The 14,644-nt window shown below is 55.2% G+C and carries 13 protein-coding genes and 2 tRNA genes; 7 read left to right on the top strand and 8 right to left on the bottom strand.

From position 1 onward, the window contains the following. Positions 1 to 84 precede the first annotated feature (84 nt). The 3 genes from sbmC (at position 85) to AFK67_RS13025 (ending at position 2,324) form a co-directional block, all read left to right on the top strand. Entirely contained in the window at positions 85 to 558 is a 474-nt protein-coding gene (gene sbmC, locus AFK67_RS13035) for a DNA gyrase inhibitor SbmC (protein WP_007728900.1), read from the top strand. A 200-nt stretch (positions 559 to 758) separates the two neighbouring features. Beyond that, on the top strand, positions 759 to 1,817 hold the full coding sequence (locus AFK67_RS13030) for an FUSC family protein (protein ID WP_032967541.1): 1,059 nt from the start codon (positions 759 to 761) through the stop codon (positions 1,815 to 1,817). Positions 1,818 to 1,985: 168 nt separating this feature from the next. Further along, positions 1,986 to 2,324: a DUF496 family protein gene (locus AFK67_RS13025; protein WP_007728894.1), complete on the top strand. Its 339-nt coding sequence runs from the start codon at positions 1,986 to 1,988 to the stop codon at positions 2,322 to 2,324. Positions 2,325 to 2,460: 136 nt separating this feature from the next. On the opposite strand, the gene AFK67_RS13020 is transcribed toward AFK67_RS13025, so the two are convergent. From AFK67_RS13020 to AFK67_RS13005, 5 genes are all read right to left on the bottom strand, one after another. Further along, positions 2,461 to 4,254, bottom strand: a complete 1,794-nt coding sequence (locus AFK67_RS13020; RefSeq protein ID WP_038883266.1) for a T6SS phospholipase effector Tle1-like catalytic domain-containing protein — start codon at positions 4,252 to 4,254, stop codon at positions 2,461 to 2,463. Then, positions 4,254 to 4,802, bottom strand: a complete 549-nt coding sequence (locus AFK67_RS13015; RefSeq protein ID WP_032967531.1) for a hypothetical protein — start codon at positions 4,800 to 4,802, stop codon at positions 4,254 to 4,256. The genes AFK67_RS13020 and AFK67_RS13015 overlap by 1 nt, the downstream gene beginning before the upstream one ends. 2 nt (positions 4,803 to 4,804) lie before the next feature. Next, positions 4,805 to 5,002 (bottom strand): hypothetical protein, encoded by a 198-nt coding sequence (locus AFK67_RS23140; protein ID WP_007728883.1) that lies wholly within the window; start codon positions 5,000 to 5,002, stop codon positions 4,805 to 4,807. Next, entirely contained in the window at positions 5,002 to 5,550 is a 549-nt protein-coding gene (locus AFK67_RS22045) for a DUF3304 domain-containing protein (protein ID WP_007728881.1), read from the bottom strand. The genes AFK67_RS23140 and AFK67_RS22045 overlap by 1 nt, the downstream gene beginning before the upstream one ends. 625 nt (positions 5,551 to 6,175) lie before the next feature. Beyond that, positions 6,176 to 6,251, bottom strand: a tRNA-Asn gene (locus AFK67_RS13005). Between the two features lie 190 nt (positions 6,252 to 6,441). On the opposite strand from AFK67_RS13005, the gene AFK67_RS13000 reads away from it, so the two are divergent. Continuing rightward, positions 6,442 to 7,914, top strand: a complete 1,473-nt coding sequence (locus AFK67_RS13000; protein WP_038870845.1) for an EmmdR/YeeO family multidrug/toxin efflux MATE transporter — start codon at positions 6,442 to 6,444, stop codon at positions 7,912 to 7,914. A 130-nt stretch (positions 7,915 to 8,044) separates the two neighbouring features. On the opposite strand, the gene AFK67_RS22900 is transcribed toward AFK67_RS13000, so the two are convergent. Beyond that, positions 8,045 to 8,227 carry a hypothetical protein gene (locus tag AFK67_RS22900; protein WP_134792910.1) on the bottom strand — a complete coding sequence of 61 codons (183 nt, stop codon included), beginning with the start codon at positions 8,225 to 8,227 and terminating at the stop codon, positions 8,045 to 8,047. Positions 8,228 to 8,350: 123 nt separating this feature from the next. Here AFK67_RS22900 and AFK67_RS12995 point away from each other — a divergent pair, with 123 nt between their 5' ends. The 3 genes from AFK67_RS12995 to AFK67_RS12985 all read left to right on the top strand — a co-directional run bounded on the left by AFK67_RS12995 (position 8,351) and on the right by AFK67_RS12985 (position 12,789). Then, a complete protein-coding gene (locus AFK67_RS12995) occupies positions 8,351 to 10,681 on the top strand; it encodes a type VI secretion system Vgr family protein (protein ID WP_007716312.1) in 2,331 nt (776 codons plus the stop codon). 2 nt (positions 10,682 to 10,683) lie between these two features. Continuing rightward, a complete protein-coding gene (locus tag AFK67_RS12990) occupies positions 10,684 to 11,505 on the top strand; it encodes a DUF4123 domain-containing protein (protein ID WP_007716314.1) in 822 nt (273 codons plus the stop codon). 63 nt (positions 11,506 to 11,568) lie between these two features. Next, positions 11,569 to 12,789 carry a DUF3396 domain-containing protein gene (locus tag AFK67_RS12985; RefSeq protein WP_007716316.1) on the top strand — a complete coding sequence of 407 codons (1,221 nt, stop codon included), beginning with the start codon at positions 11,569 to 11,571 and terminating at the stop codon, positions 12,787 to 12,789. A gap of 106 nt (positions 12,790 to 12,895) precedes the next feature. Here AFK67_RS12985 and AFK67_RS12980 read toward each other — a convergent pair. After that, a tRNA-Asn gene (locus tag AFK67_RS12980) sits at positions 12,896 to 12,971 on the bottom strand. Between the two features lie 125 nt (positions 12,972 to 13,096). After that, the gene (locus AFK67_RS12975; protein WP_007716318.1) at positions 13,097 to 14,551 is read right to left on the bottom strand and encodes an AMP nucleosidase; all 1,455 of its coding nucleotides are present in this window, start codon (positions 14,549 to 14,551) and stop codon (positions 13,097 to 13,099) included. Positions 14,552 to 14,644: the final 93 nt, after the last annotated feature.

Raw genomic sequence — 14,644 nt, 5'->3', positions numbered from 1 at the left:
TTTTTTGCGAACGCGAAGGCGCTCACAGACGCCCGGATGAGCGCCGCACACTATACTCGCTATTTTCAACAGCGAGGAGTGAACATGGATTACACCATCGAGCATGTCGTAACGCGAAAAATCGCCGGGTTCCACCTGGTGGGCCCGTGGGAGAAAACGGTGCCGCAGGGCTTCGAACAGTTGGTGATGTGGGTCGATAATTTTCATATCCAGCCGAAGGCGTGGATTGCGGTCTACTATGACAATCCGCAGCAGGTCGCGCCGGAAAAACTGCGCGCCGATACTGTGGTTGAAGTACCCGCGGATTTCACGGTGCCCGAGAACAGCGTCGGCGTTGTCCTGACGGACTTGCCCGGCGGTCAGTACGCGGTGGCCCGCGCGCGCGTTGAAAACAACGATTTCGGCGCGCCGTGGCTAACGTTTTTTACTCGCCTGCATCAGGACGTGCGTTACCAGATGGCGGCGCGTCCGTGCTTTGAAATCTACCTTAACGACGGCAAGAAAGATGGCTACTGGGATATCGACATGTACATCCCGGTGCAGACCTCCGGCGAATAACCCTGGCGCGCGCCCGTTTGGCGTGGGCGCGCGGTTTTTGTTAAATAAAAGGTGAAATAAAGTTAATTCCGCGCTTTTTCACCGCTTCTTTCCCAAAAGTTACAGCTTTTCCCCAATTTTTATCAGAAAATAACGCCCCACATTTTCAGGCGTCGCGTCTGCTGTGACGTTTCATCAGGGCTTTTAACGGGAAAGTTAGCGTGCGAGCTGATAAATCGCTTACCTCTTTCGAAATTCGTCTCTACCAGCATTACCGCATCGTCCACGGCGTGCGTATCGCGCTGGCGTTTATCATGACCTTTTTGCTGGTGCGGATGCTGAACGTGCCGGAAGGCACCTGGCCGCTTATTACGCTGGTGGTGGTGATGGGGCCTATCTCTTTCTGGGGCAATGTCGTGCCGCGTGCGTTTGAGCGCATCGGCGGCACTATCCTCGGCGCCGTGCTCGGGCTGGTGGCGTTACAGCTGGAGCGCTGGTCGCTGCCCCTGATGCTCCTTTGGTGCGCGCTGGCGATGTTCCTGTGCGGCTATCTGGCGCTCGGCAAACGCCCCTATCAGGCGCTGCTTATCGGCATTACGCTTTCGGTGGTGGTGGGCGCGCCGCAGGGCGACATGCTGGTCGCGCTCTGGCGCGGCGGCGACGTGATTTTCGGCTCGCTGCTGGCGATGCTTTTTACCAGCCTGTGGCCGCAGCGCGCGTTTATCCACTGGCGCATCCAGATGGCGAACTTCGTCGGCGACTTCGGCAAAATCTATCACGCCGGGCTGTCGCCAAACCTGGTCGAGCGCCCGCGTCTCGATAAGCCGCTGCAGCATATTCTTGGCAGCGTCGTGAAGCTGCGCGCGTTTATCACGCCCGCCAGCAAGGAGACGCATATCCAGCGCGCCATTTTCGAGGCTATCCAGACTACCAGCCGCAACATGGTCTGTACGCTGGAGATGCAAATCAATGCCTGGTGGGCCTCGCGCGAAAGCCATTTCCTGATGATCAACGCCCGTACGCTGCGCGATTCGCAGCAGATGACCGAGAATACGCTGGCGGCGATTGCCGAGGCGCTGCGCGAAGGCAACCCGTCGCCGGTAATGGCGAACCGCGAAAAGCTCGCCGAGATTGTTCAGGAACTGCGCGCGCTGATGAAAGAGGGGCAGCAGAATGAACTGGTGGAAACGCCGATTCACGGCTATGTATGGTTAAGCATGGAGCTGGCGCAGCAGCTGGAGCGCCTGTCGCAGCTGATCTGTCGGGCGCTGCGCAAATAACCCGCAGACGGCTGGCGCTTGTTTCGATTCAGCACCGTTTCAGAGTATGATGGTGACAGGCATCCTGAACGGGATAAAACCATTGTCATCAACCGCCGCTGCCAGTAAGGTTTATGCTATGCGGTTGTTTTAACGAATCCGAGTCTTATATTCAGCAGGGGTGTAAAAATGGAAAACAGCAAACCTTCATTCCAGGACGTTCTTGAGTTCGTGCGTCTGTTCCGCCGTAAGAACAAGTTGCAGCGCGAGATCCAGGATGTCGAGAAGAAAATCCGTGACAACCAGAAGCGCGTGTTGCTGCTCGATAACCTGAGCGACTACATCAAGCCGGGTATGAGCGTGGAATCCATCCAGGGCATCATCGCCAGCATGAAAAGCGACTACGAAGACCGCGTTGATGATTACATCATCAAAAACGCCGAAATCTCCAAAGAGCGCCGCGAGATTTCGAAAAAGCTCAAAGCGATGGGCGAGCTGAAAGTCCACGAGCCGAAAGGCGAAGAATAAGTTAAAAAAACCGCTTCGGCGGTTTTTTTATGCCTGCGCTATGGCGAGACCGCCGCGCGCCGCAACCAAAGCCCGCATTACACGGGCTTTATAGTTGTGGGCGTGGTAATTCGCAGGCACATACGCGATGGCGGGGTTATTCAGGCTTCGGCGTTTCTGAGGCGCGTACCACGAAGAAATCCGTTGAGATGCTCGCGCCTCTGTCAACCGTGATGAGATCGTGGACAAAATAAGCGAATATCTCCGGCGGCGCCCTGTACCAGGGCTGCGGCGGCGCATCGCCGGTAAAGGCGTTGATCCTGTACTGGTGAAACCGCTTTGCCCGCCGGTAGGCAGGCTCGTAAACGTCAGGCGCTATCTTAATCGCGGTATCGAACGGGCCGGGGCCTTCTGTGGTGTTAATGATGTCGCGGGCGACACTATCAATATCGTTTAACCAGCCCCAGTGGCTGTCGAGAACCTCAGTTTTAGCCTGAACGTGCATCGCCTGCTGCTTCCCCTGCGGGGTGATACCGAGCAGCCCGGCGCTGCTGCCCGCCGCCAGCGTAATGTCTGCCTGTTCTTTCTCCAGCTGCTGGCGCGCAAGGCGATACTGATAAAATTGCTGCCCCAGCCATTCGAAATAGCTGTCGAGATGCAGATTCTGTGTGGAGAGGTTGACGGGTTTGCCCAGTACGGCTTTCTGATAGCGCTTTACCCATTGCGCCACAGAGGCGTTTTCAACGTTATCCTGCATGATGAAATATTCTGCAAGGACGGGGTTATCTTGCTGTAAGGTCTGGAAATCAGGAAACGGCACGCCCGCCATCGCCGCCTCCCGGTACATGCGGTGCAGGGCCACCCGGCACAGTTCCGCGCTGGGTTTCTGCTCGCTGGCTTTCAGCCCGCCGCCGATATCCTCGCTACAGCCTGGCAACAGCTCTTCGCGGTGTTTAGGGTTATTGCTGCCGAACCGATACAGGCAGCGCCATACACGCCGCTCATGCGCCGCCACCAGATGCAGCGCATTCTTCACCGCATCGGGCAACACTGAAAAGTGATCGATATATTTTCTGCCAAACATCATGCTGAGCGAGCGTAACGGGCCGCCTGCGGCGCTGATAAAATAGTCCACGCCATTATCGTTGCTGGCGGAAGTGTCGCGCGAGCAGTCAAACAGCCCGGTAAAGAGAATATCTACCGGAATGCCCTGCCAGGTGTAGCGATCGCCTTGTTTCTGGCAAATCTCGCCCAGTAAATCGTCAAGAAATTTCCGCGCGAGCGTGGCGCCGAGATCGAAACCAAACAGGGAGACGGAGATAAGTTTGATGGGGACCGGGCTGAGTTTTTTTGCATCTTTGAAAGCTTCTGCAAAGGATGTTTTGGCCGAAGTCACTCGCGTATCCACACCCGTCACTAAAAAATCCGCCATCACCGGTGTATCGCGTAAACAGGGCGTGGCTTCAATACTGACTTTTTTCGCAATATCAGTACCAATGTCCGTCACCAGATTGCGCCATTCGGCAGGCTTGAGCAGTTTCTTACTGCTGTCTTTTAAAACCTCGTACCAGTTCTTGCCCTTCAGTATCTCTTTACCGGCGTCTTTCGCCATCTCTTTGGGCTGATCGTGTAAATCCTCCAGCGTGGTATTTTGCGCGCCATCCATAATGGTATGCAGTTTGGTGCTTAAATCTTCATGGAAGGGGGTGCCGAGGCCTGAGAAGTAAAGCTTTGAGTAACTTGTATAAGGGGTGTTCATTTGAGAAATGGGGTAAGCTCTGAACAACCTTGCAATATTACTCAGGCGATGATCTGGTGCATCAAGTTCAATATTGCGGCCGACGCCATCAAAAAAGAAACCAATATGCCAGGTGCGGGAACAATTGCCTATATTGTGTTCAATGGCCTGCTGCGCGCGGTTTGCCGCGGCAATAAGGCTTTCAATATCCATTATCGCGGCTCCTTTTGAATAGTCTGTTTTGTGTTCACAGGAAGAGAATCAATATCAGGATGAGAAAAATCAGCACTCCACCATAAATACACTTTATTGTTTGCAAGAAAATAAACATGGAGATAATTTTCTCCCCATTCCCGCTTCGGGAGTGGAGTTTTAATTTTGTGTACTTCAGTTCTCACTCCGGCCTGATATTGTGCCAGAGTATAATCGACCGTCCATGTAATCATTGCCGTATTACCACTTATATCGCCACAGCATGTTATTCCACCAGTATCAGATGAGTAAGGATTCTTTTTATCGCGAGCGAAAGTATTCCCTCCCGCAACACCATTCACACTAAACCCCCGGATAGGACGATCGAGGTTACTATGAATGATCAATGTTACCGCCCCGGTCGGTGGCCCCCAGATACTGGCCCAGAACAGCCAGGCGGCATAGAACACCACTGGCAGCGATAACCCCAGCCAGATCCATTTTCCCCAGCGGGCATAGCCGCGGTTGACCGCCGCATCTATTTTTTCGAGTCGAGTATAAAAGCCCATTTTTATTCCTTGTCAGGTAAATTTCCGTTTTGGAACTCATCGTTAAATATCATGAGATACTGTTTAAAGACGCATGGAGTTATTGCGGCCCACGCCGTTAAAAAGAAATCCATATGCCAGCGGTGGGAACGATTGCCCATATTTTGTTCAAGGGCCTGCTGAGCGCGGTTTGCCGCGGCAATAAGGCTTTCAATATCCATTATCGCGGCTCCTTTTGAGTAGTCTGTTTTATGGTATCAGTAAGAGAATCAATATTCGGATGTGAGAAACCGGTTCCCCACCATAAATAAACGTTGTCCTTTGGAAGGAAGTAAACATGTAAATAGTTTTCTCCCCATTCCCGCTTCGGGAGTGGCATAACAATACGGCGAGTTTCTTTACGCAGCCCGGCATCATACTGTGCACGCGTTGTACTTAACGTCCAGATAACCTCTGCGGTATCACCACTAATACTGCCACAACAGGTCGCGCCACCAGTGTCAGATGAATAAGGATTTGTTTTATCTCGAACAAAGGCATTTCCTCCCGCCACACCATTAACGCTAAATCCCAGGACAGGGCGATCAAGCTCACTGTGTATAATAAGCGTTACCGCCCCGGTAGGCGGCCCCCAGATACTGGCCCACACCAGCCAGGTGGCATATATCACCACTGGCAGCGATAACCCCAGCCAGATCCATTTTCCCCAGCGGGCATAGCCACGGTTAACTGCCGCATCTATTTTTTCGAGTCGAGTATAAAAGCCCATTTTTATTCCTTGTCAGGTAAATTTTCGTGTTACTTGTTTATTTTTTAAAAGGCATCCTGTGCGCTGTCATACCCGTGTTTATTGCGGCGGTTATTGTATGCCTGTTAACGTGCATATCAATACGCGTATAAGTAACAAGGTATGCCTGTTTGCGAATTTATTACTACTCTTCGCATTCTGCGTTTTAACGAAATACAGGCTAACGGATGGTTTGTGAGGTTTACTTTAACTCTGTAAGGATTCACCTGAGGAATATATATTTCGTGGCGTATTATCAGCCGGGCGATATAAAGCCACCTGTATGCCGGAGCGCAGAGGATTCAGTCAGGGCTGGTCATATCACAAATATTGAGTAAACGAATAATAGCACCGCGAGAGAGGCGTATTTCCCGGCAGGCAACGTGACTTTTGGCGTCATCGATAAGCTAGAGGCGGGTAGCGGTAACGGACATTCTCAGGGGAGATTGTTCTGACGGTTGGGTCAGAATGCTCGCTGCCGCGTCGCTGGCGTACATCCCGCAACGTGCGGCAAAGGATGCAGAAAGCAATGGGCGGGAAGGCGGCTGGAGGCAACGCGTTAAACCCATAATAAAAAAGCCCGCATTAAGCGGGCTTTTTTTGAATCTGGCTCCTCTGACTGGACTCGAACCAGTGACATACGGATTAACAGTCCGCCGTTCTACCGACTGAACTACAGAGGAATCGTGTGGAGGCTAATCATAGCGGCCCCGCGCCAATTGTCAAACCTCATTTGCCACTGCGGCGCGTGTTCGAACATTCTGTGAACATTGCGCGCTATTTTCAGACAATATGTGCGGAAAGCCTTTGCAGGATTGCGGGTTCTAACTCACTATTTGAAATGAGGTTTCAACTTTCAGGTGCAGGTCCATTTTGAGTCTAACCACTACCGTTCGCCAGGCGATCGCTCGTACGCCCTGGTACAAAAAGCGCAAAAGCTATCGAGTCCTGTTCTGGCGTGAGATCACGCCGCTGGCGGTGCCTATCCTGCTGGAAAACACCTGCGTGCTACTGATGGGCGTGCTCAGCACCTTCCTTGTGAGCTGGCTCGGTAAAGAGGCGATGGCGGGCGTGGGGCTTGCCGATAGCTTCAACATGGTGGTGCTGTCGTTCTTTGCGGCGGTCGACTTAGGGACCACGGTGGTGGTGGCCTTCAGCCTCGGCAAGCGCGATCGCAAGCGGGCTAGGGCGGCGGCCAGACAGTCGCTGGTACTGATGACCATCGTGTCGGTGCTCCTGGCGGCGCTGGTGCATCTGACGGGCGAATACATCATCAATGTGGTGGCGGGCGAGGCGAGCGCGCAGGTGAAAGAACTGGCGCTTATCTACTTGCAACTGACGGCCTGGAGTTACCCGGCGGCGGCCATCGCGTTGATTGGCAGCGGCGCGCTGCGTGGCGCGGGCAATACCAAAATCCCGCTGTTGATCAACGGCGGGATGAACATCCTGAACATCGTGATCAGCGGCTTTTTGATTTACGGGCTTTTCTCCTGGCACGGGCTGGGCTTTATTGGCGCCGGTATCGGGCTCACTATCTCGCGCTACATTGGCGCCATCGCCATTATCTATGTGCTGATGATTGGCTTTAACCCGGCGCTGCGCATCTCGCTGAAAAGCTACTTCTCGCCGCTGAAGCTCAATATTCTCTGGGAGGTGCTCGGCATAGGGCTGCCGGCGAGCATTGAGTCGGTGCTGTTTAATGGCGGTAAGCTGCTGACGCAGATGTTTGTCGCGGGGATGGGCACCAACGTTATCGCCGGTAACTTTATCGCGTTCTCGGTCGCCGCGCTGATTAACCTGCCGGGCAATGCGCTCGGCTCGGCGTCCACTATCATCACCGGCAAGCGCCTTGGCAAAGGGCAGATTGGTCAGGCGGAACGCCAGCTGCGCCACGTCTTCTGGCTCTCCACCTTTATGCTTACCGCCATTGCGTGGCTGAGCGCGCCCTTTGCCGGGCTGTTCGCGTCGTTTTACACCCATGAAGAGGATGTGAAAGACGTCGTGAAGATCCTGCTGTGGCTTAACGCCGCGTTTATGCCCATCTGGGCGGCCTCGTGGGTGCTGCCCGCCGGGCTCAAAGGCGCGCGCGACGCGCGTTTCGCGATGTGGGTATCGATGCTTGGCATGTGGGGCTGTCGCGTGGTGGCGGGCTATACGCTCGGCATCGTGCTCGGTATGGGCGTGGTCGGCGTGTGGCTCGGGATGTTCCTGGACTGGGCCGTGCGCGGCGTCTTTTTCTACTGGCGTATGGTGAGCGGAAAATGGCTGCAGAAATACCCGCGCCCGCCAAAACGACCGGTGGTGCTGGATTCCCCCGCGCCGCCCGGCCAGCCGAAGGCGATGTAAGCCTGACGCTGAAATGCCACAAGCCCGCACAACGCGGGCTTTTTCATTGGGCTCTGCTAACGGCGCGAAGCGGCTTTATTAGGCTCAGTCATCAACGGCGTAGTATGCGTTTTTGAGGTGTCCAGCATTATTAATCATTTAAAATAAAAAACGGTATATATTTGGTGTGTGTATTTAATAGGGGGATTTTATTTTTATTATGAATTTGCAGGCGGGTAATTCCCCTTTGGGCAAAAATAAAATTAAGCGCATTCATTCCTCCGGCATGGCCGCTGCCGCCTGGGTTCGGGTATAAATATGCGTGCTTAAACATGTCTTATTACGTTTTCCCCGATTGACCCGGTTATTTTGCGGCATATTCTGTCTTTCCGTTGTGATTAAGACCTGTGGGATCCCTGCTGCCGTGTGCAGCCATCGGCTGGTAAAGGAATACGTAATGAATACCTTGCAAAAACAATTCGACGGTCAGAGCCGTTATTGGCTGGAAATAAATAACAGCCGGGTGACGCCGGACGTGCTGAACTTCCGTGGGCGCGAAGCGCTTAATGAACCTTTTACATGGCGCATTGTATTCACGGCCCCGCAGCGCGACGTAGCGCAGACCGATGTTCTGCTGAAATACGCCAGCCTGAGTATGCGTTCCGGTCGCGTGGTGCATGGCATCATCACCGGTTTTGAGTGGCTGGGAACGACAGCTGACCAGACACATTACGCGGTGACGCTCTCATCGCGGCTGGCGCTGCTCAACCTGACCCGGCGCTGCGCGGTGTACCAGAATCTCTCCGTACCCGAACTGGTGGAACAGGTCTTGCGCGCGCACGGGCTGGAAGGGCCGGACTTCCACTTCCGACTGGAGCGCGTGTATCCGCAACGCGACCTTATCACCCAGTGGCGGGAAACGGATCTTGCGTTTATCCGGCGTGTTCTTTCTGAGGTGGGCATCTGGTTTCGCAGCGAAATGAACGCGGCGACGCAGCAGGAGACGGTCATTTTGGGCGACAGTCAGCGTAACTGCGCGTTCGGCGTCAGCGTGCCCTTTCAGGCGCCGTCCGGACTGTACGACGGCGCAGAAGCCTCGGTATGGGGTGCCCGCGTCTGGCATCACACCGTCACCGGCGAGGTGCGAACCCGTGATTATAACTATCGCGACGCCAGCATGCCGATGGATTCGGCAGTCGCCGTTCGCAGCGCCGCCATCACCACCGGCGAGCACTATCGCTATGGCGCGCCGTTTCTGGCGGCGGGTGATGATGCCACCTCATCGCCGGAAACCGAAAGCGGCGCGTTTTACGCCCGCATCCACCATGAGCGCGAACTCAATAGCGCCACGCGGCTGCATCTGTTCAGCAATGCCGCGCATCTGACGCCGGGGCAGGTGCTGGAGACGCCGGGCAGCTCGCTTGCCGCGTTGCAGGAAGGGATGCTGATTACGCTTGCCACCTTCCGTGCGGCGCGCGATACGCGCCTGCATGTTTCGCTGTGGGGCATTCCTTATACCGAACGGGTGAACTATCGCCCGGCGGAGCTCATCCGCCCGGAAATTCATGGCACCTTACCCGCCCGTATCGAGAGCCGCGAGCCGCATGACACTTACGCCCATCTGGACAGCGCAGGCCGCTACCGCGTGAAACTGGATTTCAGCCGCGAGGATGCGGAGCCGGGTTACCACTACCTGTGGGTGCGTCTGGCAAAGCCCTTCGCAGGTGAAAATTTTGGCTGGCACATGCCGCTGCTTGACGGCACTGAGATCAGCATTGCCTATGACGACGGCAATATCGACCGCCCGTATATCGCCCACGCGTTTCACGACGCAGAGCATGCCGATCTGGTTAATCGCGACAACCGCAGTCAGAACATTCTGCGCACCGCCGCTGACAATACGCTGCGGATGGAAGATAGGCGCGGGCAGGAGCATGTGACGCTAAATACGCCTTACGGCGCGACGCAACTGAACCAGGGGCAGATAGTCGATCAACAGGACAAACCCCGGGGCTGCGGCTTTGAACTACGCACCGATGAATACGGCGTTATCCGTGTGGCGAAGGGGCTGTTTATCACCGCCGATGGGCAGACCAAAGCGCAAGGCGAGGTGCTGGAAAGGGAAACGGCCCTTCAGGAAATCGAACTCTGCCTCACTCAGCTCCGGCAGTTAGCCGCTGCCGCAGAACAGGCACAGGCGCTGGAGGCGGATATCGCCAGTCAGCTCGCGATGTTTGACGCGCGGTTAACGCCGCTGAACGACATGATCCATGTCCACGGCCCACAAGGCGTGGCGTTCACCAGCGGCGAACATCTGCAGATGGCGGCCAGCCAGAATGTGGCGCTGAACGCCGGGGGAGATATCAGTCTCGGGTCGATGGGGAACACGACCCTAATGGCAGGAGAGAAAATCGGCCTGTTTGCCCATACCGGCACGCTGAGCGTGATATCCGGTGAAGGCCCGGTACAAATGCAGGCGCAGAACGGCGCGATGTTGCTCGGCGCGCAACAGAAGGTGAGCCTGATGTCGACCGCCGACATGCTGTTTGCAGGCAAGAAAAAAATCATCCTGATCGGCGGCGGTAGCTACCTGAAAATCGAAGAAGGAAACATCGAGTACGGGACGACCGAAACGTATTTACGCAGGGTGGAGCGGACGTATGTTGGGCAGCCTGCCTCGCAACCGGTGGATTTCCCGCAACTTCATCCTGTCATTCAGGGCAACATCTGTATTACCTGCCTGCTAAAAGCTATTCAGGCAAATGACGCCATGGTTCAGGGAGTATAACGATGGACACGACCGCGTTACTTGCAGCATTACCCGACGGAACAGATGAGAAGATTTGTCTGCTGTTTGAGGCAGGCGCACAGTCGGAAAGCGATTTTCTGGCGTTCCGGGCGAAACACGAGCACAGGCTGCACTCGCTGTATATCCACCCACAGCTTGTGGCACTCCAGAATTACGGACCGTGGCTGCTTGATGTTGATGATAAGGCGCAGTTGCGTGACTTTCTGAATCTGCTGTCAGGCAGCGTAGCGGTCATTGCTTACACGCATCATTTACCTTTCCTCGCAATTCAGCTGTCTCGCGGCTGCACTATCGTTTCGCCGGCAGGCTCTACCGCGCTGGTACGCTTCTATGCAAGTCATGTCATTCCGGTGCTGGCCGCCTGTACGGAACATAACTGGCACGCTTCATTGTTCAGCGGCGTTACACAATGGTGGCTGCCCGGTGAAACGCAGTGGCAACCCATCAGCATTACGCCATCGAAGACAGCAAGCGACGAAGCACCCCTTATCCGGCTGGATAACATTACCTGGGAGCAAATCTCCGATAAGCCGGAGGTGAACAGCGTGCTGAATGTGTGGCAGACAATGGCCACCAGCCAGTCGTTCCCCGCATGCGCGCAGCGGCTGATGGTTATCAGGGCGCTGAAGAAAGCGGCGAGTCTGGGGCTGGAAAAGTCCGCAGATCGCGTGCTCTATGCGCTTTGTTATCTTAATGGCGGGAAGAAGATGCTGGAGTCAGAGACGGTATGCGCGTTACTTCCGGGCGTTATTGCTGGGAAGGTGCCACTGGCAGACGTATTGCTCACAACCGCGGTCGTATAAGGACTGGATGAGACAACGGGCACTGCTGCAGCGGCGCTGGGTGCCGGTTAACAAGGAGCGGTTATGGTATTAGACGGTTTTGAACTGAATTATATCGAGAAGTGGCTGCCGGAGGCGTCCGTGAAATACAAAGACGGCAGACCGGCGGTCAATCTCGGTCTGATTATGACGGTGTTTTTTAAGGACGGGCATACGCCAGAGGTTCGTCGAAGAATGGTGGAGTGTGTCGATCGCTTTTATGCCGAATTTAAACCCTGCCTGAAAAAGCACCTCACCAAAAACTGGGTAGGTATTACGGAGAAGAATTACGCTAAAAAACGACAGAAGATTATCGATTCCACCCCGGAAGAGATTTTTTCCTGGTATATGAGCAGCGCAGAGAAAGATTTTTTAGCGCCCGATTACGATATTCTCATTATGGGTAAACGTATATTTCATAACGATAATGATCGCTCAGTTATTAAATTAACGTTCCCGCTCTCGCTGCTGAAAGAGCCTGATGGTAAAGCACGATATGAGGGCTGGCTGCTGTGGTTGTGTGACATCTTTGCCGTGGAAAGCGGTTATGCCGGGCTGTCGTTTATTCTTCCCTACGCCTTCGAACGGATGTTTCCGTATGAGTATGCCCTGGCGCAGCGTTTTTCCGGCGTGATGGTGGATTCTATTGGTACGCTTGAAGGCAGACGGGCAGTTAATAGTCTCAAAGGAGCCTGCTGGTACACCATACTGGGAACCCCGTGGCTGGAAAAACTGGGCGGTGCACAAAGGTTATCGCATCGTTTAGTGAAAACGCCTGAAATCAGCCTGTTACCCTACAGCAACGGCGCGATCCTCAGGGCGGGTGAGCTGCCACCACCACTGGGTGACATGAAAACCGAAGGTTTGCCGCCACTGCTGGTCAAGGTAAACCAGCTAATTCGCCCTGTCCGGTATGACGGTCATAATGGCCTGCACTTCTATTCAGACTATGAAAACTTACAGTTTGAGAAAGCGTCGTCCATGGCCTGGTTTGCCCGCTTTGACGACGCGAGCGCGCTGCTGGATAAAGCGGAAACAGACGAATCCTGCGATCCCGTGCGCATTCAGTGCTGGACTGACGATATCGCCCCTCATGCAGGGCAATGGGCCGCGACAGTGAACGGCAGGACTGAATATATACAGACACGGGCAGGGCAGAAGATGCCGCCTTTTGAGGATAAAGAGGGTAAGCCGCATCGGGCCTGCTGGACGTTGCTAAAGCGGGATGACAAAGGCAGCGTTTTTGCGTTACCTGAAGATGACTGATCCAAAAACAGCAGATACAAAAAACCCGGCAATCTGTATCAGACGTGCCGGGTTCATTTGTTTTATAACGCTCCAGGATTTGTTAAAAAATCCCAGAACTAAAATCTGGCTCCTCTGACTGGACTCGAACCAGTGACATACGGATTAACAGTCCGCCGTTCTACCGACTGAACTACAGAGGAATTGCGAGAACGGGGCGCATAGTAACGGCAGCGTTCGGGGTTGTCAAAGCCTGAATGTAAAATGCTGAACCATTTGCTGAATAATTCTGCAAATCCTGGCGCAGCCCGCGCTGCGCCAGGATCGATCAACGGAACGGCGGCTCGTTAAAGGTGCGCAGTTTACGCGAATGCAGGCGTTCGCCCTCGGCGCGCAAGAGGTCGATGGCGCGAATGCCAATCTGCAAATGCTCGGAAATCGCGCCCTCGTAGAAGCGGTTCGCCTGGCCTGGCAGCTTGATTTCGCCATGCAGCGGTTTATCCGAGACGCACAGCAAGGTGCCGTACGGCACGCGAAAGCGATACCCCTGCGCGGCAATGGTGGCGCTTTCCATGTCGATGGCCACCGCGCGGCTCAGGTTGAAACGCAGCGCCGAGGCGGAATAACGCAGCTCCCAGTTGCGGTCGTCCGTGGTCACCACGGTGCCGGTGCGCAGCCGCTGTTTCACTTCTTCGCCCGGCATGTTGCTCACAAGCTTGGTGGCGTCATAGAGGGCGCGCTGCACTTCGGCGATGCTCGGCACCGGAATATCCGGCGGCAGCACGGCGTCCAGTACGTGATCATCGCGCAGATACGCATGGGCGAGCACGTAATCGCCAATCGACTGGCTCTCGCGCAGGCCGCCGCAGTGGCCAATCATCAGCCAGACATCCGGGCGGAGCACCGCGAGGTGGTCGCAAATGGTTTTTGCATTCGACGGCCCGACACCGATATTCACAAGCGTAATGCCCTGGCCGTCGGCGGTAATCAGGTGCCAGGCGGGCATCTGATGCTTTTTCCAGGCGAGGTCGGAAATCGCCGCTTCCGGCGCCTCGGTGTCGGCGGTGATCCAGGTGCCACCCGCGCAGGAGAGCGCGACGTAAGGGCTTTCCGGGTCGAGGATCTGGCTGCAGCCCCAGCGCACGAATTCATCCACATAGCGCGTGTAGTTGGTAAAGAGCACGAAGGGCTGAAAGTGCTCGACCGGCGTGCCGGTGTAATGGCGCAGGCGCGCGAGCGAGAAATCGACACGGCGGGCGTCGAAGTGCGAGAGCGGATAAAACTCGGTCGGGTGGAACAGGCCATCGGCGGTTTCATCGCCAATCTGCGCCAGCTCAGTGGTCGGAAAGTGGCGGGTGAGGCCCGCGCTCATTGAGCGATCCAGCGTCAGCGCCGAGCCGTCGATGACATACGGATAAGGAATTTCATGCTGCGACGGCCCCACTTCGATGGTCGCGCCGTAATCTTCATAAAGCAGGATCAGTTGCTCGCGCAGGTAGCTGCGAAACAGCCCCGGGCGCGTAATAGTGGTGGTGTAGCAGCCCGGATGCGTGAATCGGCCGTAAGCGCGCGTCTTCTGCGCCCGGCGCGCATCGCCATCCCAGCATACCCGCAGTTGCGGGTAGACAAACAGGCCTTCGGCCCGGCGGGCGTCTTCGGGCAGGGTACCGTTCTCAATAAACGCTTTAATCGCGTCGCGCAGGGCGTTGACCGCGTCATCATACAACGCTTCCAGCTTGTCGAGCGCCTCATCGGGCGTCAAAGATGTTGCAGTGGTATTCATCTGGTCTCCTGGTCCCTCGTGGCACAGCAAGAGAAATGCTGTGCCTGATAACATGCCACAGGTTTATGAAACTAAACGTAATGGTGCAATGGC

The organism is Cronobacter dublinensis subsp. dublinensis LMG 23823 (assembly GCF_001277235.1).
In the GTDB taxonomy this organism is placed as follows: Bacteria; Pseudomonadota; Gammaproteobacteria; order Enterobacterales; family Enterobacteriaceae; genus Cronobacter; species Cronobacter dublinensis.
This window is presented reverse-complemented; position numbering and strand designations above follow the sequence as displayed.

Coding starts and splice junctions, on each gene's coding strand:
- sbmC (WP_007728900.1), top strand. CDS start 85: ATGGATTACACCATCGAGCATGTCGTAACGCGAAAAATCGCCGGGTTC.
- AFK67_RS13025 (WP_007728894.1), top strand. CDS start 1,986: ATGGAAAACAGCAAACCTTCATTCCAGGACGTTCTTGAGTTCGTGCGT.
- AFK67_RS13020 (WP_038883266.1), bottom strand. CDS start 4,254: ATGGATATTGAAAGCCTTATTGCCGCGGCAAACCGCGCGCAGCAGGCC.
- AFK67_RS13015 (WP_032967531.1), bottom strand. CDS start 4,802: ATGGGCTTTTATACTCGACTCGAAAAAATAGATGCGGCGGTCAACCGC.
- AFK67_RS23140 (WP_007728883.1), bottom strand. CDS start 5,002: ATGGATATTGAAAGCCTTATTGCCGCGGCAAACCGCGCTCAGCAGGCC.
- AFK67_RS22045 (WP_007728881.1), bottom strand. CDS start 5,550: ATGGGCTTTTATACTCGACTCGAAAAAATAGATGCGGCAGTTAACCGT.
- AFK67_RS22900 (WP_134792910.1), bottom strand. CDS start 8,227: ATGTTTAAGCACGCATATTTATACCCGAACCCAGGCGGCAGCGGCCAT.
- AFK67_RS12995 (WP_007716312.1), top strand. CDS start 8,351: ATGAATACCTTGCAAAAACAATTCGACGGTCAGAGCCGTTATTGGCTG.
- AFK67_RS12990 (WP_007716314.1), top strand. CDS start 10,684: ATGGACACGACCGCGTTACTTGCAGCATTACCCGACGGAACAGATGAG.
- AFK67_RS12985 (WP_007716316.1), top strand. CDS start 11,569: ATGGTATTAGACGGTTTTGAACTGAATTATATCGAGAAGTGGCTGCCG.
- AFK67_RS12975 (WP_007716318.1), bottom strand. CDS start 14,551: ATGAATACCACTGCAACATCTTTGACGCCCGATGAGGCGCTCGACAAG.